The following is a 20,577-nucleotide window of genomic DNA, read 5'->3' as shown; positions in this document are numbered from 1 at the left end:
TGGGCGTTCGCGATCTGCACGAGCTGCGCGACGAGCAGCACCTGCCCCGCCTCCACGGCCGCCATCGCCCGAGACGCGACATCCATCGCCTCCACCAGGACGCCCATCCGCACCGTCTCATCGGCCGTCGGGAACCACCCCGACAACCCACCGACAGACGAACCTTTGTCCATGTAACCATCATCACACACGCACCCGACATTAGCAAGTATATTCGAATGAGATCGTGTGGGAGATCCCGTCTGCGGGGTGCGTCCGCGACGGGAGGGGCGCTCTCCCCGTCCCGCGTAAGGTGTCGTGTGTGGGCGGCGGCGAGATCAGGGGCACGGAGGCGCAGCTCGACGGCGTGACGGCGCCGAAGCAGAAGCGCAGCGCCCTTGCGTTCTCGCGCGTGAAGCGGGCCGCGCTCGACCTCATGCGCGATCCCGACACGGTCGACTTCCGTCTCGCCGACGTCAGCCGGGCCGCGGGGGTCTCCATTGGGTCGATCTACGCGCGCGTGCAGGGCAAGGCCGAGCTCGTGCGCCTCGTGCAGCGCGAGGAGCTCGAGCGCCTCAACGCGGAGCTCGACGCCATCGGGGCGGAGGCGGGAGCGCATCCGTCTCTCGAGGCGGCCGCGAATGCGATGGTGCGCGGCTACGTGCGCGCGCTCGCCGAGCGTGCCGACCTCCTCCGGTACCTCGCATGGGTGTCGACGGGCGACGCCGAGATCCGCCGGCAGGGGAGGGCGTCGGAGCAGGCTGCGCGAGGGGTTTTCGTGCGCGTGCTCCGGGAGGCGTGCGACCGTGCGGGGATCGCCGTCGTGGACGACGACCTCGCGTGGTGCTTCCAGCTCGTCAACGGCGTGCTCGCCCACAGTCTCAGCCTCAACACGCTCAGGGCCGACCAGCCGGTCGAGGTCGAGAATCGAGACGGCATCGGGGGTCGGCTCTCGCTCACGATCATCGCGTTCCTGCGGCGCGGCTGACCGCTTGCGTCGCTTGAATCGATTTTGTAGCATCCGGAGTGAACTAGAACGCTAGTTCGTGTTTTGGGTTCCCGACGAGGATCCCGTCGTTCGAAGGAGAGCGCACGATGACCGACAGCCCGATGAGGATGCGGATCCCCCGATCCGTCTGGAAGACGGCGTGGCTGGGCGGCATGGCCTCCTGGATCGATGCCGGCGTGCTCGTCGCCTCGGGCACGGCCTTCACCCTCTACATGGACCGCTTCGGCCTCACGCCCTGGGATCTCGGTGCCCTGTCCGCGCTCATCACGGGCGGGCTCGCCGTCGGGGCTCTCGTCGGAGGCTCCCTCGGCGACCGATTCGGGCGCAAGCGGGTCTTCTCGGTCGACCTCGCCATCCTCGCGCTGGGGCTGGCCCTTCTCACCTTCGCCCCGAGCGCACCCTTCCTCTACGTCGCGGCCATCCTCACCGGTCTCGCCATGGGGGCCGACCTCCCCGTCTCGCTCGCGCTGGTCGCGGAGGAGACGCCGGAGCGATTCCGGGGCCGCATGATCGCGTTCTCGCAGATCCTGTGGGGACTGGGCACCGTACTCGTCATCGCGATCTCCAACATCATCGCCTTCACGGGCATCGATCCGGTGCTGGGCGGCCGCATCCTGTTCGGCCACCTGCTCGTCATCGCGATCGCCGTGTGGGCGCTGCGCGTGCGCCTCCCCGAGTCGAAGGAGTGGAAGGTCGCCACGGGCGCGGTGCGCGTCGCGGGGGAAGCAGCGGAGGGAGCCGTCACCGCGACCGGCCTGCGGGCCCTCGCCGGCTTCTGGCCGGCCGTCGCCGCCCTCGCCCTCTTCTACGCGATCGGCAACATCGCCACCAACACCGCCGGGCAGTTCACGTTCTACATCGTCACGGAGGTGGCGGGGGCCTCGCCGCAGGTCGCGACGACGGCGCTGCTGGGCTTCATTCCCGTCGGCCTCGTCACGGGAATCCTCTTCATGCGCTTCGCCGACACGCGAGCGCGGATCCCCCTCTTCGTCGTCGGGGGTCTCCTCGCCGTGAGCGGCATGGTGCTCATCGCCACGACGAACCTCCTCCTCGTCCCGTACCTCATCGGGCTGTTCGTCGCGACGGGAGGGACGGGCTTCGCCGGCGAGGGGCTGTTCAAGGTGTGGACGCAGGAGAAGTTCCCGACCGCGTCGCGCGCCACCGCCCAGGGCATCGGCATCTTCTTCTGCCGTGCCCTCGCGGCCGTCGCCGCCCTCTTCACCCCGGCGCTCGCGGCGGCGAACATCCAGGGCCTCTACTGGGGCCTCGCGGGCCTCAACGCGATCGCGCTGCTCATCGGATTGGTGTGGGTCCGCCGTCTGCGCGACGTGAGGATGCTCCGCGACGATGACGATGACGATGACGATGACGATGACGACTTGGATGCCTACATCCGCGCCGAGCTGCATCCGGCTCGCACCACCGCACCCGAGGGGGAGAAATGACCACCGGCCCCACGATCGCCGTCGAAATCACCAAGGTCGAATACCGCGGAGACTCCCGGTACTCGCCGACCCCGACTCCTCGGCTCACCTGGGCGACGCAGTCGTCGGCGGGCGGATGGCTGCAGGCCTGGGCCGAGCTCGAATGCGCGGGCGAGGTCGTGCGTGTGGACGGGCGCGACTCCGTGCACGTCGACTGGCCCTTCGCTCCGCTCGCGCCGCGCGAGACGCGGCATGTGCGCGTGCGCGTCGCCGGCGAGGACGGCGGCGTCTCCGACTGGAGCGATGCGCGCGCGATCGAAGCCGGGTTCCTCGGCGACGGGGAGTGGACCGCGCGGATGATCGGGTTGCGGGCGCCGGATCGCGTCGCCCACCCCGGGCTCTTCCGCACGACCTTCGCCGTGCGCGAAGGTCTCACCAAGGCGACGCTCTACTCGACGGCGCAGGGCGTGTACGAGGTCAGCCTCAACGGCTCCGAGGTCGACGACGAGACGCTCAAGCCCGGCTGGACGGCCTACCAGTGGCGCCTCATCCACGAGACCGTCGACGTCACAGCGCTCCTCGCGCCGGGGCCGAACGCGGTCGGCATCCGGCTGTCGGGCGGATGGTTCTGCGAGCGCTACGGATTCGGCGAGGCGGCGGTGCCGTTCTACGGCGCGCAGCCGTCCGCCGCCCTCCTGCTCGTGCTCGACTACGCCGACGGCACGACGCAGACCGTCTCGACGGACGGCACCTGGCGCGCGCAGCCGCACGGCCCGACGATCGACGCGGGCATCTACGCGGGCCAGCACGACGACCTGCGCCTCGCCGAACCGGGATGGGACACGGCCTCGTTCGACGACGCGGGCTGGGAGCCGGCGGCCGTCGTCGACGGCGCCGTCACGCCGATCCCGCGGTCGGCGCCGCCCGTGCGGCGGATCGACGCGCTGCCGGTCCTCGCCCGGACGACGGCGCCGTCGGGGGAGACCGTGCTCGACTTCGGCCAGAACATCTCGGGGCGTCTGCGCGTGAGCGCCGACCTGCCCGCAGGCACGAAGGTCGTCATCCGGCACGCGGAGGTGCTCGCCCCCGACGGTGAGCTCGAGCGCGCGTCGATGGGGCACGCCGACACGACCGACTCGTTCATCGCGCCCGGCGGGCCCTTCACGTGGGAGCCCACGCACACCTTCCGCGGGTTCCGGTACGCCGGCATCAGCGGCTGGACGGGAACGCCCGACGACGCCGCGTTCACGGCCGTCGCCGTCTCGAGCGATCTCGCGCGCACGGGCTGGTTCGACTCGTCGCACGAGCTCGTGAACAGGTTCCATGAGAGCGTCGTCTGGGGGATGCGCGACAACTTCGTCTCGCTCCCCACCGACTGCCCGCAGCGCGACGAGCGCCTCGGATGGACCGGCGACATCATGTGGTTCTCGCCGACGGCCGCGACGCTGTTCGACGTCGACGGCTTCCTCGCGAACTGGCTCGGCGATCTCGCGGCGGAGCAGACCGACGACGGCGTGGTCATCCCGTTCGTCGTGCCGAGCCCGCTGCCGGCGGTGGCGACCGCGTTCACGAGCCCCGCGGCCGCGTGGGGCGATGCGGCCACGGTCGTGCCGGCGGTGCTCCACGAGCGCTACGGCGACCGCGGCATCCTGGAGCGGCAGTACGCGAGCATGACGGCATGGGTCGACCGCGTCGCGGCGATCGTCGGCCCGTCGCGGCTGTGGAAGGGCGGGTTCCAGTTCGGCGACTGGCTCGACCCGTTCTCGCCGCCCGAGTTCCCCACCGAGGCCAAGGCCGACGCCGAGCTCGTCGCCACGGCGTACTTCTTCCAGTCGGCCCGCCTGCTCGCCGAGATGGCGGCGGCGATCGGCAGGCGAGCAGATGCCGACCGCTACACGGCGCTCGCCGCCGAGATCAAGGCGGCGTTCGGCGCCGAGTACGTGACGCCGGGCGGGCGCGTCGCCTCGGAGGCGCAGACCGCGTACGCGCTCGCGATCGTCTTCGGCCTCGCGGAGGACGAGGAGACGCGGCAGCGGATGGGCGACCACCTCGCCGCGCTCGTGCGCGAGTCGGGGTTCCACATCGGAACGGGGTTCGCCGGCACGCCGTTCCTCACGGAGGCGCTCACCGCGACGGGTCACCTGCTCGCCGCCGACCGGATGATCACGCAGACCGAGTGCCCCTCGTGGCTGTACCCCCTCACGATGGGGGCGACCACGGTCTGGGAGGCGTGGGATGCGCTGCGCCCCGACGGCTCGATCAACCCGCGTGCGGTCTCGTTCAACCACTACGCGTTCGGCTCCGTCGTCGACTGGCTCTATCGCGTCGTCGCGGGCATCCGCCCCGCCGAGCCGGGCTACCGCGCGATCGAGATCGCGCCCGTGCCGCTGCCGTCGTTCGACCACGTGTCGGCGACGCATCGCACCCCCTATGGCGACGCGTCGGTGCGCTGGCGTCGGGAGGGAGGCTCCGTCCGGATCTCGGCCGACGTCCCGGCGAACACGACGGCAGTCGTCCGGCTGCCGGACGGGACGGCTCCCTTCGCGGTCGGCTCCGGCGTGCATGAGTGGGCCGTCGACCTCGTGGTCGGCCATCCGCGCGTGGAGCGGCTCAGCCTCAAGACGGGCCTCGCCGACATCATGGAGGACCCGGGGGCGTACGCCGCGGTGCTCCGCGCGCTCGACGCCCACGTTCCGCGTGTCGGCCAGGCGCTGCGCACGCACCACACGCGCTGGCGGCGCGGCGAGCCCCTCGAGGTGAGCATCTTCGTCATGCCGCCGCGCGTGCGCGCCGCGATCGACGCCGAGCTGGCGGAGTACCGCCCGAGCGCCAGGTGATGTGCTGCCCCCGCACGACGAGATCGTCGCGCGGGGGCGCGACCGCCTTCTCCGCGATGCGCGCAATGCACTGCGGTGCCCGCCTTGCACGCCGGTGCGTGTGTGCGCTGCACCAGGGTGCACATCGAGCACCGCTGTGCCTCGCGCGCATCCGCTCCTGCTCGCCGGCAACGGGCCGCGCGCGGGAGAGATCTATGCTGAGCGCGACGATCACGGTCGAGCCCTCGTGACCCGCGACGGCGAGAGCGGGGGAATCGTCGACGGCGTCGCCCACGAGCATGACCCGCGCGCCGCGAGGTGATGCACGATGCGCGCCTTGTCGTCCGGCAGCAGCGCCGAGCGCACGGCGGCGCCCGTCGCCGGGGCGCCGAGGGCCTGCGCGGTCCATCCCGAGAGGAACAGGAGGAGCGCGAGCGCCGCCCACCGCACTTCGGGGAGCCGGGCCACGCCCGCGAGGAGTGGGCGGGGGCGTGCGACCCCCCGTGATGGCACGGGAAGGGGCCCGGGAGCGCTGCGCCCGGGCCCCGGGACGGGTCAGCCCATCGTCCAGCGCTGCGTCGCGCTCGCGGCGTCGCACGCAGCCAGGGCGACCCCCCACTCCGTCTGCGGAGTCGCGAGGCACAGCGAGGGATCGGCGATGCTCGCGATCGTGCCGTCGGCGCGCAGGTCCCAGCCCTGCGTCGCGCCGCCGCTGCAGTCCTCGATGGCGAGGGCGGACCCGGTGGCCAGCGTGCCCGCGACGTCGACGCACATGTCGCCGTACACCGACAGCGCGCCGTCGTCCTCCGGATGGAAGGACTGGTTGGCGCCACCGTTGCAGTTCCAGAGCCCGAGCGTGGTGCCGGGTGTCGTCGACGCCCCGGGGATGTCGATGCACACGCCGTGCTGCTCGCTCCGGATCGGGTCCCCGGGAGGCGCGGGCGGCAGGTCGTTCAGCTGCTCCGTGCGGAGCAGGCCCCAGCCCCACTGGATCTGGGCGAGCCCCGAGGCGTTCGTCACCTCGAGGTCGCCGTCGGAGGCGATCTCCGTGAGCGTGTACGAGTCGCCCGAGCGCAGGCCGGGCCAGTAGACGACGCCCATGCCCTGCTCGCGTGCGACCTCGGTGAGAGCACCGAGGTACGACGTCGAGACGTCGCCCGCGTGGTTGCCGTAGTTGAGGCCCGTCGTCATGGGCGAGCCGGCCTCGCTCACGAGCGTGCGCCATCCGTACTCGCCGATGCGCGGCAGCAGGTTCGCCTTCCACTCGTCCTCCGTCGTGTGATCGGCCCAGAAGCCGTAGAAGTGCAGCGACAGCAGGGTGCCGTCGAGCTCTTCGGCGGCGCCCACTCCCGTGACGTCGTCGTTGTAGCCCGTGCCCGAGACGATGACACGGGAGCGGGGCACGTCGGCGTGGCGGTCGAGCCAGCCCGCCGAGAGGTCCACCCACTCGTCGAGCGCGTAGCCGAACGGCTCGTTCATGATCTCGAAGGACACGTGCGGGTTGCGGCCGTACGCGTCGACGACCTCGTCCCACATGGTGTCGAAGGCCGCCGGGTCGTCGACGCGACCGTCCTTCGCGTCGTCGGCCTCCCAGTAGCTGAGGATGACGTCGAACCCGCGGCGGGTCGCGGCGTCGATCGCGCCGCGGTACGACTCCCACCAGTCGGTGCCGACGCTCCAGGGGTTGATCGGCAGGCGCACGGTGTTCGCGCGCAGCTCCGAGCGGAATTCCGCGACGATGTCGGACGCCTTGTCGTAGGTCGCGCGGTAGCCGTCGTCGACGCTCAGACCGGATGGCACGACGGCGTCATCGGCGTAGTTGTCGCGCGGATCGGCCCAGTTCACGCCGCGGAACTCGGAGGTGCCCGACGGCCCCCGTGACGGTGCGGCGCCGGCGGAGGCGGCGAGGCCGCCCGACAGCAGGATGCCGATCGCCACGGCGATCCCGAATGCCCTCTTCATCGGATGGATGCTCCCTTCCGGCGCGTCGTCGCGCCGTCTCTCCGGATGCCGCGCCTCGTCATCGATGGTTGCGCAAACATCCCGGTGCCCCGACCGTATCGGACGGCGTCCGTTATGTCGCGCACGAGTCTGCTACTCAGTCTTGCCAAGTACCGCTACTCAGTGTTACCGTCTAGTGGTAGTCAGTAACACAGAGTAGAAGGGAGGCGGCTCATGGGGAATCAGATGACCGAGATGCTCAAGGGCACTCTCGAGGGCATCGTGCTCGCGATCCTCGCCGGGCGCCCCGCGTACGGGTACGAGATCACGGCGCAGCTGCGCGACCAGGGGTTCACCGACATCGTCGAGGGCACCGTCTACGCGCTGCTCGTCCGCATCGAGCAGAAGGGCCTCGTCGACGTCGAGCGGGTGCCCTCGGAGAAGGGCCCTCCGCGCAAGGTCTACACGCTGAACCCGCAGGGGCGGGAGCAGCTCGCAGAGTTCTGGAGGACGTGGAGCTTCCTCGCAGAGCGCATCGGACAGCTCCACGAAGGAGAGAAGTGATCATGGCGGCGAAGTGGATCGAGGCCCTCACGGGCTCGCTCGAGCAGAAGAAGCAGTACCGGCAGTACCGGGCGCGCGTCGAGGCGCTCCCCGAGCCCTACGCGGCGGTCGCGAAGGCCGTCGACCGGTACCTCATGTACCAGGGCGGCGTGACTGACGGCGAGACGATGGTGAGGATGCTCGACGACCTCGCCGATCTCTTCGACGGGGCGGCGGCCGACGGCCTGGCGATCCGCGACATCGTCGGGGAGGACCCCGTCGAGTTCGCGGAGGCGTTCGTCCGCGCCTACACGACACGCGAGTGGATCGACAAGGAGCGGACCCGCCTGCGCAGGGCGGTCGACGACGCGACGGGAGGCGAGCGCTCATGACCGCGGTCATCGAGGCGCGCGGCATCGAGAAGGCCTACGGAGACCTCGCCGTGCTCCGCGGCGTCGATTTCGAAGTCGAGCGGGGCACCGTCTTCGCCCTCCTCGGCTCCAACGGCGCGGGCAAGACGACGCTCGTGCGGATCCTCTCGACCCTGCTGTCCGCCGACGCCGGCTCGGCGTCGGTGGGCGGCGCCGATATCGCGAGCCAGGCGGCGCGTGTGCGCGAGACGATCAGCCTCACGGGTCAGTTCGCCGCCGTCGACGAGGTCCTCACGGGGCGCGAGAACCTCGTGCTCGTGGCGCGGCTGCGCCATCTGACCGACCCCGGCGCCGTGGCCGACGACCTGCTCGCGCGGTTCTCGCTCGTCGAGGCGGGCGGGCGCAGGGCGGGCACCTACTCGGGCGGCATGCGGCGTCGCCTCGACATCGCGATGAGCCTCATCGGCGACCCCTCCGTCATCTTCCTCGACGAGCCGACGACGGGCCTCGACCCCGAGGCGCGCATCGAGGTGTGGCAGACGATCGAGGAGCTCGTCGGCCGCGGCACGACCGTGCTGCTGACGACGCAGTACCTCGACGAGGCCGAGCGCCTCGCCGACCGCATCGCCATCCTGCATCGCGGTCGCATCCTCGTGGACGGCACGCTCGCCGAGCTGAAGCGGCTGCTGCCGAGCGCGAAGGTCGAGTACATCGAGAAGCAGCCGAGCCTCGAGGACGTGTTCCTCGCCCTGGTCGGCGAGAACGAAGGAGAAGGATCATGAGCGCCCACGTCATCGGCGACACCGCCGTCCTCACCGGTCGATCGCTGCGCCACATCACGCGCAGTGTCGACACGATCATCACGACCGCGGTCACTCCGATCGCGCTCATGCTGCTGTTCGTCTTCGTCCTCGGCGGCGCGATCGACACCGGCGGCGGGTCGTACATCGACTACCTGCTGCCGGGCATCCTCCTCATCACGGTCGCGTCGGGCATCGCCTACACGGCGTACCGGCTCTTCCTCGATCTGCAGGGAGGCATCCTCGAGCGGTTCCGCTCCATGCCGATCGCGCGCTCGGCCATCCTCTGGGCGCACGTGCTGACGTCGGTCGTCGCGAACCTCGTGTCGGTCGCCGTCGTCGTCGCGGTCGCGCTCGTGCTGGGGTTCCGATCGAGCGCGGGAACCGGCGGATGGCTCGCCGTCACGGGCATCCTCGCCGTGTTCACCCTCGCGCTCACCTGGGTGGCGGTCATCGCGGGGCTCACCGCCAAGACCGTGGACGGCGCGAGCGCGTTCTCGTACCCGCTCATCTTCCTGCCGTTCATCAGCTCGGCGTTCGTGCCGACCGAGTCGATGTCGGCCCCCGTGCGGTGGTTCGCCGAGAACCAGCCCGTCACGTCGATCGTGAACTCCCTCAGGGCGCTGCTGGCCGGGCAGCCGGTCGGCGCAGACCTGTGGGTCGCGCTCGCGTGGTGCGTCGGCATCCTCGTCGTCGCGTACGCCGTGTCGCTCGCGGTCTACCGGCGTCGCTTCGCGTGAGGTGTCATCCGCCGGCTCGTCGGCCGAGGCGGATGCGCCAGGCCGTCTCGCCCGCCGCCACGAGCACGAGGACGGCCGTCACCGCGATCGCCGTCGTCAGCGCGCCGACGAAGACGCCGGCGAGCGCCACCACGGGAACGGCGATGACACCCGCGAGCTGCGCCCGGGGCACGCTGCGCTCGAGCATGCGGCGGAACAGCACCGTGCCGAGGAGGAAGAGGAAGGGGCCCGTTGTGAGGGCGAGCGCGCTCGCGACACCCGTCTCGTCGGGATGCGAGAGCGCCTGCTTGTCGCCGACCGACATCATGACGATCCCGCCGACGATGAGCAGGTGCACCCACGTGTACGCGGTGCGCGTGAGCCGCCCGGGCGCATCCGACCGCTCGATCGCCTCCGCGCCGACGCGCTCGCCGTGGTCGAAGTAGATCCACCACGCGGCCGCCGCCGACACGAAGGCGCAGGCCATCGCGACGACGCCGTCGGGCGACGACTCCTCGGCGACGAACGAGAAGCCCGAGACGAGGAGGCCCTCGCCGAGCGCGATGAGCACGAAGAGCGATGTGCGCTCGGCGATGTGCGCCCCGGACAGATCCCAGCGTTCGAGCGTGACGCGCCCCCGCCCCGGCGTCGGATACCCCGTCAGGGTGCCGATGAACTCCACGCAGAGGGCGGCGATCCACAGGGGCAGCTGGGCGGGGAGGGGGAGCAGCGCGCCGGCGATCCAGAGCGCCGACCCGCCCGCCGTCCAGACGAGGATGCGCCGGAAGTCGTCGGAGATGCGCGCGTCGTGCCGTGCCGTCGCCCAGACCATGAACGCCGAGCGCCCGAGCTGCAGGGCGACATAGGCGAGCGCGAACGTCCACGCGCGGTCGCCGAACGACTCCTTCACGGCGACCGCCATGAGGAGCGCGAGGAACGCGAGGGCGACGACGGCGCCGCGCACCGGCAGCTTCGCCGGCTCGAGGGTGTTCGTCACCCAGGTCGTCGAGACCCACGTCCACCACACGGCGCACAGCAGGATGGCGCCCTCGAGCGCGCCGAGCGGCGTGCGATGCGCGAAGAGGTAGCTCGAGAGCTGGGTCAGCGCGAACACGAAGACGAGGTCGAAGAACAGCTCGACGAACGCCACCCGGTCGGCGCCGCTCGCACGCAGCACGTCACGGCGCAGACCGGGCACGTCAGTCCCCGTCGCGAGGCGCCGACCACGCCGCGAGGAACGCATCCTCGTCGAGCATGGCGAGGTCGCGCTCGACCTCCTCGAGGAGGAACCCCGCGGCGTGGGCCTCGGTCGGCGTGCGCAGCACCTCCTCGCCGGTCTCGCGCCGCCGCACGACGAGGTCGATGTCGGCGACGGCGGAGGTGTCGTTCGCGAAGTAGCCGGAGGCGAGGTTCACGATGAACCGGCCGGCCTTCTCGAGTGCGCTGCCGCTGCGCGGCTCCAGCGAGGCCGCGAAGACCTCCTCGGCGGTCACATCGTCCATGCCACCAGGATGGACCATCCTCAGCGGCCGCGCGGCACGCGGTTCTCGGCGCTCACCATCCACGAGAGCTGCTCGAGACGCTCGAGGACGGCGTGGAGGATGTCGGCCGTCGTCGGGTCCTCGTCGTCGACGTCGTCGTGCACCTCGCGGCACGTCGACGCGACGACGTCGAGGCGCTCGGTGATGAGGTCGATGACCTCCGACGTCGCGATCTCGCCCTGCGGGAACTCCGGCAGGGTGGTCGTCGCGGCCACGACGTCGCTGCGCCCGTCGGGGAGGGCGTGCAGCGAGCGCATGCGCTCGGCGACCGTGTCGGAGAACTCGCGCGCGGCCTCGATGATCTCGTCGAGCTGCAGATGGGTGTCGCGGAAGTTCGTCCCGACGACGTTCCAGTGCGCCTGCTTGCCCTGCAGCGACAGCTCGATGAGGTCGACGAGCACGCGCTGCATGTTCTCGGCGAGAGACTTCGAGGCGGTGAAGCCGTGCTCCGCGTTCTGATCGGACGTCACCTTCGCTCCGCTCCCGCCACGGGCGGCACGACGGCGGTTCTTCTGAGGGGTGTCGTTCGCAGTCATGGCATCGACGCTAGGCCGTGGGGCCACCGGCTGTCATCGGCTTGACGCGGGCGGTCGGGGATGGCAGGAGCGGCAGCCGCAGGATGGCGACGGTGCCGGATCCCTCCGCGGATCGCAGCACGACAATCGCCGCGTCCACCCGCGCGCGCTCCGGCCGCAGGGTCGCGCTGCGCGAGGGCCGCGACGGCGGCGATCCCGGCGCTCGCGACGATTCCGGCACCGCGCGGCGGCCGGCAGCGCATGGGAGCGGCCTTTCCGATGGTCAGACGGCGGGGAGGAAGATCTCGACGCGGCGGTTGAGCTGGCGGCCGGCGGGATTGTCGACGCCGTCGATCTCGTTGGCGGCGACGGGCCGCGACTCGCCGTACCCCTCCGCCCGGAGGTCGGCGGTCACGCCGTCGGCCCTGAGCGCGGCGACGACGGCATCGGCGCGGGCTTGCGACAGCGCGAGGTTCTCCTCGTCGGAGCCGATCGCGTCCGTGTGCCCCGACACCGTCGCGGAGGACACGTCCGCGTCGGACAGCACCTGGGCGACCGTCGTGAGCACCTCGGCCGCGTCGGGGCGGATGGCGCTCTCGGCGAAGTCGAAGAGCACGCCGTCCTCGAACGAGATGGTCGTCCCGCACGACTCGACGGGGGCGAGCGCCGTGAGCGGGGGGAAGACGCCGAGGACGGGGACCGGGGCGAGCGGCTCGACGTCGATCCACTCGCCGTCGACTGTGCCCGTGCCGTCGCCGTGGTTCCGGATCTCGATGTCGGCGTCGCGGTACGAACCCGACCCGTCGCCGTAGTTCTGGATCTCGACGGCGCCGTCCTCGTAGGATCCGGAGCCGTCGCCATAGTTCTGGATGGAGACGGCGCCGTCCTCATACGATCCCGATCCGTCGCCGTAGATCTGGATGGCGATGTCGGCGTCCTCGTAGGATCCGGAGCCGTCGCCGTAGTTCTGGATCGACACCGTGCCGTCGTCGTAAGATCCGGATCCGTCTCCGTAGTTCTCCACCACGACGCCGTTCAGGGTGAAGCTCCCCGATCCGTCACCGTAGTTGCGGATGCCGCCGTCCGGCCCCGTGTAGGATCCGGAGCCGTCGCCGTAGAGGTACGCCGTGCCGTCCCCGGAGACGACCTCGCCCGCGGCGTCGCAGCGTGCGGCGGAGACCACGGCGCCCGGAACGTCCGCGAGGGCGTCGCGCGTCTCGATCGCGAACGACGACGTCGACGCGTCGAGGAGCGACAGGTCGGGCAGCGTGAAGAGCGGCACGGCGGGGAAGTCGCCCACGGCGTAGCCCGCGACCGTCGGGAGACCGCTCCTGGCGGCCGGCGCCGTGGGGGAGGCGGAGGGGGTCGCCGCCGCGGGCGATGCGGTCTCCTCGACGCGCGTCGTCGCTGCGTCCGCCGAGGGCGACGGCGACGCCGTCTGCTCCACGACGTCGGCGGTGCATCCGGCGAGGAGCAGTCCTGCCGACCCGAGGGAGACGAGGAGGGCGAGGGTGGTGCGGCGGCTCATGGCTCGAGCGTATCGAGCCGGTGGAGCGGTTCCGTCGCGGCGCTGTCGCAGATCCGCGACATCGCCGACCACACGCAGAAGGCGGCCGGGCTCTCGCCCGACCGCCTCGCCCCTCCCCGCCGCGGCTTACTCGGCCGGGGGCATGAGCACCGTGTCGATGAGGTACACCGTCGCGTTGGCGGTCTGCACGCCGCCGCAGATGACGGTCGCGTCGTTCACCATGATGTCGTCGCCGGAGCCCGTGACCTCGACGTCGGCGCCGTTCACGGTCGTGTGCGTGCCGTCGATGTCGTCGGGAGCGATCTGACCGGGGACGACGTGGTAAGTGAGGATCGACGTCAGCAGGTCGGCGTCGGTGCTGAGGGTGTCGATCGTCGCCTGGTCGATCTTCGCGAATGCGTCGTCGACCGGGGCGAACACCGTGAACTCGTCGCCGTTGAGCGTGTCGACGAGGTCGACGTCGGGGTTCAGCTGACCCGACACCGCCGCGACGAGCGTCGTGAGCAGCGGGTTGTTGGAGGCGGCGACGGCGACCGGGTCGAGGGCCATGCCGTCGATCGAGCCCGCGCCATCCGGCACGGCCTCCGCGTAGTCGGCGCAGCCGGCGCCGACGAGGTTCGCGGCGGGGTCCATGGTGTCGTCCGACTCCATGGTCTCCTCGGGGGCCGTGCTGGGTTCGGCCGACTCGCTCGCCGTGGTGCCGGCGTCGGTGTCCTCGGTCGTGGTCGACCCGCCGCTGCAGGCGGTGAGGCCGAAGACGGCGACGAGCGACAGCACTGCGGCGCCGGTGAGCGTGGACTTCTTCGTGAACATTGCCTTCTCCTCTTGTGAACGGACGATCGCCCGGCTGAGCGATGCCTTCGCCTCTCGGCTTTCACAAGGGCATTCGGGGTCCTCCGCCGATCGGATGGGGACGGATCCGAGAAATCTTCCCGGCCATCCGATCCGCGCCGCGCCCCGAAGAAGGAACGCGCGAGGGAGGAGTACGGCATGCTGGACCCTATGGTCATCGACGGCTTCGACGTGGACGAGACCGTCGACGACCCCCGTGATCACGTCGCCGACCTCCTTGTCCGCGTCGGCGCGGGTGATCAGGCCGCGTTCGCCGAGCTCTACGACATGCTGTCCGGCCGTGTGTTCGGCCTCGTGCTGCGCGTGCTCGTCGATCGCGCGCAGAGCGAGGAGGTCCTCCAGGAGGTCTTCCTGGAGATCTGGCAATCCGCATCCCGCTTCTCTCCGAACAAGGGGCAAGGGAGGGCGTGGATCCTCACGATCGCGCACCGCAGGGCGGTGGATCGCGTGCGCTCGGCGCAGGCGAGCACCGACCGCGATGTCCGTGTCGGGTTCCGCGATCTCGGCGTGCCGTTCGACGGCGTCGCCGAGGACGTGGAGCTCCGCATGGAGGGGCGGCGCGTGATCGCGGCGCTCCGGCTGCTCCCCGACGCCCAGCGTGAAGCCCTGACGCTGGCGTACTACGGCGGCTATTCGCAGAGCGAGATCGCCGCCCTCACCGGGTCGCCCCTCGGCACGGTGAAGACGAGGATGCGCGACGGCCTGTCGCGCCTGAGGACGGAGATGGGGGTGCTGGCATGAGCGAGAAGGACCTGGACGAGCTGCTCGCCGGTCATGCGCTCCACGCGCTGAGCCCGGACGACCAGACGAGGCTCGCCGAGGCGCTCGCGGGCGATCCCGCGCTCGCCGACCGCGCCCGTCGCGATGAGGAGACCGCCGTGTTCCTCGCCGATGCGGTGCCCGAGGTCGCGCCTCCCGCGCGCATCCGGGACGAGCTGCTCGCGCGCATCGCCGCCGAGCCCGCTCCCGCGCCCTCGGACGAGGACGTCGCGCCGGAACCGGAGGTCGCCGCGCCCGCGCGCCCGATGCGCCGCGTGTGGTTCACGCTCGCCGCCTCGATCGCGCTCGTCCTGGCGATCGGGATCGGCGTCGCGTCGATCGCGCAGATCCTCGACCGTCCGGAGGCCGTCGTCGCGCTCGAGCGCATCGAGTCCTCCGCTGATGCGCAGAGCGCGTCGGCGGAGGTGGCGGGCGGGGGCACGCTCGAGCTGCACTGGTCTCCGTCGACGGGTGAGGCGGTCGTCGTCGCCGACGGCGTGCCGGTGCTCGACGAGGGCAGCCAGTACGAGCTCTGGTACGTGCGCGGCGAGACGCCGATCCCGGCCGGAGTGTTCGACGGCGGATCCGATGCGCCCACGTTGCTCGAGGGGCAGATGGCGCCCGGAGATGTCGTGGCCGTCACCGTCGAGCAGGAGGGCGGCTCGCCCACGGGCGCCCCCACCACGACGCCCATCGTGGCGGTGCCGAGCGACTGACGCGGGACGTCGGACGGACGCCGCCTGGGAGTCCGTCGTGTGCGAGTGTGTGCGGAGCGTCGAGATCGCACATCGCTCGTCCGCATCATCGAGTCGTCACCCCACGACTCGAAAGGCGGCAGGCGCATGGCCGAGACCGGCACGCAGACCATCTCCCCGGCGGGAGCGCACATGGAGGCCGAGCTCGTCTCGCAGCCCGACTGCTGGGAGCAGGCCGCCGAGGTCGCCCGCGACACCGCCGTGCTGCCGGCAGCGGGCCTCCGCGTCGCCGCGATCGGGTGCGGCACCTCCTGGTTCATGGCGCAGAGCTATGCGGCCCTCCGCGAGGCCGCGGGGCAGGGCCAGACCGATGCGTTCGCGGCATCGGAGGCCCCTGCCGCCGCCCGCGACTACGACGCCGTCGTCCTCATCACCCGCTCCGGCACGACGACAGAGGTGCTCGAGCTGGCCGCCGAGCTGCGCGGCCGCGTGCACACGGTCGGCATCGTCGGCGACACGGCGTCGCCCTTCCCCGACGCCGTCGACGACCTCGTCGCGCTGCCGTTCGCCGACGAGACCTCGGTCGTGCAGACCCGCTTCGCCACGTCCGCGCTGAGCGCGCTGCGGGCCTCCCTCGGCCACGACGTCGCGGCGTCGGCCGCAGACGCCCGTCAGGCGATCTCCGCTGGGCTGCCCTCCGCGCTCGTCGACGCCGACCAGATCACGCTGCTCGGCCGAGGGTGGACCGTCGGCCTCGCGCACGAGGCCGCGCTCAAGATGCGCGAGGCTGCGCAGTCATGGACAGAGTCGTACCCCGCCATGGAGTACCGGCATGGGCCCATCAGCATCGCGGCTCCCGGCCGCGTGGTGTGGGCCTTCGGCGCGGCACCCGACGGTCTCGCCGCCGATGTCGCGGCCACGGGAGCCCGCTTCGAGGCGTCAGGCGCCGACCCGCTCGCCGAGCTCGTGCGCGCCCAGCGCGTCGCCCTCGCACGGGCCCGTGCCCGAGGTCTCGACCCCGACCGTCCGCGCAACCTCACGCGCTCCGTCATCCTCGGCTGACCCGTGTCGGCCGTCCCCTCGCCCCTCCGCCTGCCGGAGGGCCCCGCCGCCGTGCTCGGGATCGACGTCGGAGGCACCGACATCAAGTCGGCGGTCGTCGCCGCGTCGGGCTCCGTCGGAGCAGTCGAGCGCCGTCCGACGCCGCGCGGGGCCGCCGCGCTCCTCGACGAGATCGATCTCATCGCGACCGCGCACGCGGGGCGCTTCGACGCCGTCGGCCTCGTCGTGCCGGGGGTGGTCGACGGCGATGTGGCGGTGTTCTCCGAGAACCTCGGATGGAGCGACCTGCCGCTCGGGCGCCTCGTGCGCGAACGGCTGGCTGTGCCCGTCTCGTTCGGGCAGGATGTGCGCGCCGCCGCCGTCGCCGAGCTGCTCCTCGGCGGCGGTGCGCCGTATCGCGACCCCGTCGTCGTCGTCATCGGCACGGGGCTCTCGGCTGTCATCGTGCGCGACGGCGTCGTCGTCGCGGGGTCGCCGCTCGTCGGCGAGATCGGCCACGCGCCCGTCGCGGGCGACGGAGCGGACGAGCCGTGCGCGTGCGGCCTCGTGGGATGCCTGGAGGCCGTCGCCTCGGCCGCGTCGATCGCGCGCCGCTACGGCCGCCTGTCGGGTCGCCCCGTCGCGGGCGCGCGCGAGGTGCTCGACGCCGCCACACGGGGTGACGAGGTCGCCGACGGCGTGTGGAACGCGGCCGTCGCCGCGCTCGCCTTCGGGCTCTCGCACGTCGTGGCGGCCCTCGCGCCCGACGCCGTGATCATCGCTGGCGGCCTGTCGCACGCGGGCGCCGCTCTCGTCGACCCGCTGCGGGAGCATCTCGCCAAGCGGCTGAGCTTCCATCGGATGCCCGTGGTCGAGGCCGCGCGACTGGGCGGCGAGGCGGGCGTGCTGGGCGCCGCGCTGTCCGCCAGGGGGATGGCCGCCCGCGCCCGGATCTCCGCCGCCCCGACCCGGATGGCGGCGGCCCGGTGATCGTCGTCGTCACGCCGAACCCGGCCCTCGACCTGACGTGGTCCCTGCCCGCCCTCGAACGCGGCGAGAGCCACCGTGTCGGGGCGGGGCACTCCCGCGCAGGCGGCAAGGGCGTCAACGTCGCCCGCGTGCTGCACGCGCTCGGTCGTCCCGTCGTCGCCGTCGCGCCGTGCCCCGCATCGGGCGACGGCGCCGTCTTCGCCGACGATCTGCGCGCCGCGGGCATCCCCGTCGACCTCGTCCCGAGGGGCGGGCCGCTGCGCCGCAGCGTCGCGATCGTGGAGGACGGGACCGGCACGGCGACGCTCCTCAACGAGCGGGGGAGCGCGCTGAGCCGAGTCGAGCTCGCCGCGCTCGTGCGGGCGGCCACCGCCCGGCTCCCCGACGCGCGTGTGCTCGTCGTGTCGGGGAGCCTGCCGCCCGAGACCCCCGACGGGTTCGTCGGCGACCTCGTCCACGAGGCCCGTCGACGGGGCGTCGCGGTGATCGCCGACGTCGCGGGGCCCGCCCTGCGCGAGGCGGCGCGCGCGGGCGCCGACCTCGTCAAGCCCAACGCGGTCGAGCTCGTCGAGGCGACGGGGGCCGCGGACCCTGCCGAGGGCATCCGCCGGCTGCTCGCCGACGGCGCGCGGATGGTCGCGGCCTCGTTCGGTGCCGACGGGCTGTGCATCGCGCGCGCCGGGGACGCGCAACCCGAGGCGGTGAGCGCGCGCATGCCGCGGCCCCTGCTCGGCAATGCGACGGGCGCGGGCGACGCGGCCGTCGCCTCGCTCGCACGCGACCTCTCCGACGGCGTCGGCGATCTCGCGACGCTCGCGCGCCGCGCGGCCGGCCTCTCCGCCGCGGCCGTGCTCGCCCCGTACGCCGGCGAGGTCTCTCCCACCCACCCGGCCCTCGTCTCCGAGGCGATCGTCGCCCCGGGCATCCCGCGTCTCCGCGAAAGGACCCCCGTATGACCCTCGTGCCGACCCGCGCCATCCTCGACCGCACGACCCGCGGCCGCGCCGCCTTCAACGTCGTGCACCTCGAGACCGCCGAGGCGCTCGCGGGCGCCGCCGACGACACCGGGCTGCCCCTCATCCTGCAGATCTCCGAGAACTGCGTCGCGTATCACGGCGCCCTCGCTCCCGTCGCGGCCGCGGTGTCGGCGATCGCGCAGGCCGCGGCCGCCCCCATCGCCGTGCACCTCGACCACGCCGTGTCGGAGGAGCTCGCTCTCGAGGCGATCGACCTCGGCTTCGGGTCGGTCATGTTCGACGGAGCGACCCTGCCGTTCGCCGAGAACGTCGCGGCGACGCGCCGGGTCGTGCGGGCAGCGCATGCGGCGGGCGTGCTCGTCGAAGCGGAGCTGGGCGAGATCGGCGGCAAGGACGGCGCGCACGCGCCCGGCGTGCGCACCGACCCCGCGGAGGCCGCGCAGTTCGCCGCCGAGACGGGCGTCGACGCGCTCGCCGTCGCGGTCGGGTCGTCGCACGCCATGACGGACCGCACGGCGGTGCTCGACCTCGACCTCATCGCACGCCTGCACGACGCGGTCGACGTGCCGCTCGTGCTGCACGGGTCGAGCGGCGTCGCCGACGAGAACCTGCGCGCCGCGGTCGCCGCCGGCATCGCGAAGGTCAACATCGCCACGCAGCTCACGAAGCAGTACACGGAGGCCGTGCGCCGCGCGCTCGCCGACCGTCCGGCTCTCGTCGACTCGCGCTCCTACACGCGCGCGGGCCGCGACGCCGTGCGGGCGGAGGCGGCGCGCCTGCTCGCGCTGCTCGACGCGGTGCCCGTCGCGTCGTCGTGACGGCCGCGCGCCGCACGATCGTGCACTCCGCGCGCATCGTCTCCGACGGGACGGAGGACGACGACGCGTGGGTCGCGCTCGACGCCGATATCGATGGGGCGCGGGGCGTCGTCGCCAGAGGACACGGCGGCGGATGGCGCTCCCATCTCCGCGGCGACGCGCACGTCGTCGACGCCGACGGGCGCGCGGCGGTGCCGGGATTCGTCGACCTGCACTGCCACGGCGGCGGGGGAGCGAGCGCCGAGGACGCCGCACGCGACCCCCGTGCCCTCCTGCGCATCCTCGCCGTGCATCGCCGTCACGGCACGACGCGCACGATGCTGTCGCTCGTGTCGGCGGGCGTCGACGTGCTCGCCGCGCGGATCGCGGCCCTCGCGCCTCTCGTCGCCGCCGACCCGCTGCTCCTCGGCGTGCATCTCGAGGGGCCGTTCCTGGCGGGGTCGCACCGCGGGGCGCATCGCGCCGACGCGCTCCGCCCTCCGACCCCCGACGCTGTCGCCCTGCTGCGCGACGCGGGCCCCGTCGCCATGGTCACGCTCGCCCCTGAGCTGCCCGGTTCCTCCTCCGCGATCGATGCGCTCGTCGGCGCCGGCGTGATCGTCGCGATCGGCCACACCGCCGCCGACCACGGAACGACGCGGGAGGCCATCGCCCGCGGCGCCCGCGTCCTGACGCACGCCTTCAACGGCATGCAGGGCATCCACCACCGTGCGCCGGGGCCCGTCGTCGCGGCGATCGAGGATCAGCGCGCCGTGCTCGAGCTCATCGTCGACGGCGTCCACGTGCATCCGTCGATCGTCGCGGGGGCGGTGCGCGCCGCGCGGGGGCGCGTCGCCTTCGTGAGCGATGCCATGGCGGCCGCCGGCGCCCCAGACGGCGTCTACCGGCTCGGAGACCTCGACGTGACGGTGCGCGACGGCGTCGCGACGCACGGCGAGGACGGCGCGCTGGCCGGCTCGACGCTGACACTCGACCGCGCGCTCGCGAACGCCGTCGCGGCGGGCGTGCCGCTCGTCGACGCCGTCGACGCCCTCACCGCGACGCCCGCCCGCCTGCTCGGCCTGCAGGGGCGCATCGGCAGCCTCGCCCCGGGCGCCGCGGCCGACCTCGTCCTGCTCGGGGCGGGCGGCGCACCCGACGCCGTCTGGGCCGATGGCGCGCTCGTGCATGCAGGGCGCGCGCTGTGCGATCGTGAGCGATCCCGCACGGCCGGCGCCGCGCGGTCCTAGCGTCGTCGCAACCCGTCCGAGGAGGAACCC

General features: G+C 72.5%; 21 protein-coding genes. 14 read left to right on the top strand and 7 right to left on the bottom strand.

The window, feature by feature from the left end; all coding sequences use genetic code 11:
* The first annotated feature begins 301 nt into the window (after window positions 1-301).
* From ACWGPF_RS08710 to ACWGPF_RS08700, 3 genes are all read left to right on the top strand, one after another.
* Window positions 302-967 (top strand): TetR/AcrR family transcriptional regulator, encoded by a 666-nt coding sequence (locus tag ACWGPF_RS08710; RefSeq protein ID WP_452332450.1) that lies wholly within the window; start codon window positions 302-304, stop codon window positions 965-967.
* 107 nt (window positions 968-1,074) lie between these two features.
* Window positions 1,075-2,433: an MFS transporter gene (locus tag ACWGPF_RS08705; protein ID WP_452332449.1), complete on the top strand. Its 1,359-nt coding sequence runs from the start codon at window positions 1,075-1,077 to the stop codon at window positions 2,431-2,433.
* Window positions 2,430-5,249 carry a family 78 glycoside hydrolase catalytic domain gene (locus ACWGPF_RS08700; protein WP_452332448.1) on the top strand — a complete coding sequence of 940 codons (2,820 nt, stop codon included), beginning with the start codon at window positions 2,430-2,432 and terminating at the stop codon, window positions 5,247-5,249. Before ACWGPF_RS08705 ends, ACWGPF_RS08700 begins: the two co-directional genes overlap by 4 nt.
* Window positions 5,250-5,459: 210 nt before the next feature.
* On the opposite strand, the gene ACWGPF_RS08695 is transcribed toward ACWGPF_RS08700, so the two are convergent.
* Both ACWGPF_RS08695 and ACWGPF_RS08690 read right to left on the bottom strand, forming a co-directional pair.
* Window positions 5,460-5,696, bottom strand: coding sequence for a hypothetical protein (locus ACWGPF_RS08695; RefSeq protein ID WP_452332447.1), 237 nt, complete (start codon window positions 5,694-5,696; stop codon window positions 5,460-5,462).
* 87 nt (window positions 5,697-5,783) lie between these two features.
* Window positions 5,784-7,190, bottom strand: coding sequence for a ricin-type beta-trefoil lectin domain protein (locus tag ACWGPF_RS08690; RefSeq protein WP_452332446.1), 1,407 nt, complete (start codon window positions 7,188-7,190; stop codon window positions 5,784-5,786).
* 213 nt (window positions 7,191-7,403) lie between these two features.
* Here ACWGPF_RS08690 and ACWGPF_RS08685 point away from each other — a divergent pair, with 213 nt between their 5' ends.
* The 4 genes from ACWGPF_RS08685 to ACWGPF_RS08670 are packed head-to-tail and all read left to right on the top strand — an operon-like array spanning window position 7,404 to window position 9,623.
* The gene (locus ACWGPF_RS08685; protein ID WP_452332445.1) at window positions 7,404-7,733 is read left to right on the top strand and encodes a PadR family transcriptional regulator; all 330 of its coding nucleotides are present in this window, start codon (window positions 7,404-7,406) and stop codon (window positions 7,731-7,733) included.
* 2 nt (window positions 7,734-7,735) lie between these two features.
* Window positions 7,736-8,104 (top strand): DUF1048 domain-containing protein, encoded by a 369-nt coding sequence (locus tag ACWGPF_RS08680; protein ID WP_452332444.1) that lies wholly within the window; start codon window positions 7,736-7,738, stop codon window positions 8,102-8,104.
* A complete protein-coding gene (locus tag ACWGPF_RS08675) occupies window positions 8,101-8,865 on the top strand; it encodes an ABC transporter ATP-binding protein (protein ID WP_452332443.1) in 765 nt (254 codons plus the stop codon). Before ACWGPF_RS08680 ends, ACWGPF_RS08675 begins: the two co-directional genes overlap by 4 nt.
* Entirely contained in the window at window positions 8,862-9,623 is a 762-nt protein-coding gene (locus tag ACWGPF_RS08670; RefSeq protein WP_452332442.1) for an ABC transporter permease, read from the top strand. The genes ACWGPF_RS08675 and ACWGPF_RS08670 overlap by 4 nt, the downstream gene beginning before the upstream one ends.
* Window positions 9,624-9,627: 4 nt before the next feature.
* On the opposite strand, the gene ACWGPF_RS08665 is transcribed toward ACWGPF_RS08670, so the two are convergent.
* From ACWGPF_RS08665 to ACWGPF_RS08645, 5 genes are all read right to left on the bottom strand, one after another.
* The gene (locus ACWGPF_RS08665) at window positions 9,628-10,800 is read right to left on the bottom strand and encodes a low temperature requirement protein A (protein ID WP_452332441.1); all 1,173 of its coding nucleotides are present in this window, start codon (window positions 10,798-10,800) and stop codon (window positions 9,628-9,630) included.
* A gap of 1 nt (window position 10,801) precedes the next feature.
* Window positions 10,802-11,104, bottom strand: a complete 303-nt coding sequence (locus tag ACWGPF_RS08660; RefSeq protein WP_452332440.1) for a hypothetical protein — start codon at window positions 11,102-11,104, stop codon at window positions 10,802-10,804.
* Between the two features lie 20 nt (window positions 11,105-11,124).
* Entirely contained in the window at window positions 11,125-11,679 is a 555-nt protein-coding gene (locus ACWGPF_RS08655; RefSeq protein ID WP_452332439.1) for a Dps family protein, read from the bottom strand.
* A gap of 262 nt (window positions 11,680-11,941) precedes the next feature.
* Complete coding sequence (locus ACWGPF_RS08650) at window positions 11,942-13,186, bottom strand: OmpA family protein (RefSeq protein ID WP_452332438.1); 1,245 nt, start codon at window positions 13,184-13,186, stop codon at window positions 11,942-11,944.
* A gap of 126 nt (window positions 13,187-13,312) precedes the next feature.
* A complete protein-coding gene (locus ACWGPF_RS08645) occupies window positions 13,313-13,999 on the bottom strand; it encodes a fasciclin domain-containing protein (protein ID WP_452332437.1) in 687 nt (228 codons plus the stop codon).
* A gap of 177 nt (window positions 14,000-14,176) precedes the next feature.
* Here ACWGPF_RS08645 and sigK point away from each other — a divergent pair, with 177 nt between their 5' ends.
* The 7 genes from sigK to ACWGPF_RS08610 all read left to right on the top strand — a co-directional run bounded on the left by sigK (window position 14,177) and on the right by ACWGPF_RS08610 (window position 20,547).
* Window positions 14,177-14,779, top strand: a complete 603-nt coding sequence (gene sigK, locus ACWGPF_RS08640) for an ECF RNA polymerase sigma factor SigK (protein ID WP_452332436.1) — start codon at window positions 14,177-14,179, stop codon at window positions 14,777-14,779.
* Complete coding sequence (locus ACWGPF_RS08635; protein WP_452332435.1) at window positions 14,776-15,513, top strand: anti-sigma factor; 738 nt, start codon at window positions 14,776-14,778, stop codon at window positions 15,511-15,513. Before sigK ends, ACWGPF_RS08635 begins: the two co-directional genes overlap by 4 nt.
* A gap of 126 nt (window positions 15,514-15,639) precedes the next feature.
* Window positions 15,640-16,554: an SIS domain-containing protein gene (locus tag ACWGPF_RS08630; protein ID WP_452332434.1), complete on the top strand. Its 915-nt coding sequence runs from the start codon at window positions 15,640-15,642 to the stop codon at window positions 16,552-16,554.
* 3 nt (window positions 16,555-16,557) lie between these two features.
* On the top strand, window positions 16,558-17,523 hold the full coding sequence (locus ACWGPF_RS08625; RefSeq protein WP_452332433.1) for an ROK family protein: 966 nt from the start codon (window positions 16,558-16,560) through the stop codon (window positions 17,521-17,523).
* The gene (locus tag ACWGPF_RS08620) at window positions 17,520-18,479 is read left to right on the top strand and encodes a 1-phosphofructokinase family hexose kinase (RefSeq protein WP_452332432.1); all 960 of its coding nucleotides are present in this window, start codon (window positions 17,520-17,522) and stop codon (window positions 18,477-18,479) included. The genes ACWGPF_RS08625 and ACWGPF_RS08620 overlap by 4 nt, the downstream gene beginning before the upstream one ends.
* A complete protein-coding gene (locus ACWGPF_RS08615; protein ID WP_452332431.1) occupies window positions 18,476-19,318 on the top strand; it encodes a class II fructose-bisphosphate aldolase in 843 nt (280 codons plus the stop codon). Before ACWGPF_RS08620 ends, ACWGPF_RS08615 begins: the two co-directional genes overlap by 4 nt.
* Window positions 19,315-20,547, top strand: coding sequence for an N-acetylglucosamine-6-phosphate deacetylase (locus ACWGPF_RS08610; protein ID WP_452332430.1), 1,233 nt, complete (start codon window positions 19,315-19,317; stop codon window positions 20,545-20,547). Before ACWGPF_RS08615 ends, ACWGPF_RS08610 begins: the two co-directional genes overlap by 4 nt.
* The last annotated feature ends 30 nt before the right edge of the window (window positions 20,548-20,577 follow it).

It is taken from the genome of Microbacterium sp. NPDC055683, from assembly GCF_053617895.1.
Note: the sequence above shows the minus strand (reverse complement) of the source record. Positions and strands in the feature narration are given on the sequence as shown.

Coding starts and splice junctions, on each gene's coding strand:
- ACWGPF_RS08635 (WP_452332435.1), top strand. CDS start 14,776: ATGAGCGAGAAGGACCTGGACGAGCTGCTCGCCGGTCATGCGCTCCAC.
- ACWGPF_RS08685 (WP_452332445.1), top strand. CDS start 7,404: ATGGGGAATCAGATGACCGAGATGCTCAAGGGCACTCTCGAGGGCATC.
- ACWGPF_RS08680 (WP_452332444.1), top strand. CDS start 7,736: ATGGCGGCGAAGTGGATCGAGGCCCTCACGGGCTCGCTCGAGCAGAAG.
- ACWGPF_RS08615 (WP_452332431.1), top strand. CDS start 18,476: ATGACCCTCGTGCCGACCCGCGCCATCCTCGACCGCACGACCCGCGGC.
- ACWGPF_RS08650 (WP_452332438.1), bottom strand. CDS start 13,186: ATGAGCCGCCGCACCACCCTCGCCCTCCTCGTCTCCCTCGGGTCGGCA.
- ACWGPF_RS08690 (WP_452332446.1), bottom strand. CDS start 7,190: ATGAAGAGGGCATTCGGGATCGCCGTGGCGATCGGCATCCTGCTGTCG.
- ACWGPF_RS08655 (WP_452332439.1), bottom strand. CDS start 11,679: ATGACTGCGAACGACACCCCTCAGAAGAACCGCCGTCGTGCCGCCCGT.
- ACWGPF_RS08670 (WP_452332442.1), top strand. CDS start 8,862: ATGAGCGCCCACGTCATCGGCGACACCGCCGTCCTCACCGGTCGATCG.
- ACWGPF_RS08705 (WP_452332449.1), top strand. CDS start 1,075: ATGACCGACAGCCCGATGAGGATGCGGATCCCCCGATCCGTCTGGAAG.
- ACWGPF_RS08660 (WP_452332440.1), bottom strand. CDS start 11,104: ATGGACGATGTGACCGCCGAGGAGGTCTTCGCGGCCTCGCTGGAGCCG.
- ACWGPF_RS08630 (WP_452332434.1), top strand. CDS start 15,640: ATGGCCGAGACCGGCACGCAGACCATCTCCCCGGCGGGAGCGCACATG.
- sigK (WP_452332436.1), top strand. CDS start 14,177: ATGCTGGACCCTATGGTCATCGACGGCTTCGACGTGGACGAGACCGTC.
- ACWGPF_RS08645 (WP_452332437.1), bottom strand. CDS start 13,999: ATGTTCACGAAGAAGTCCACGCTCACCGGCGCCGCAGTGCTGTCGCTC.
- ACWGPF_RS08675 (WP_452332443.1), top strand. CDS start 8,101: ATGACCGCGGTCATCGAGGCGCGCGGCATCGAGAAGGCCTACGGAGAC.
- ACWGPF_RS08700 (WP_452332448.1), top strand. CDS start 2,430: ATGACCACCGGCCCCACGATCGCCGTCGAAATCACCAAGGTCGAATAC.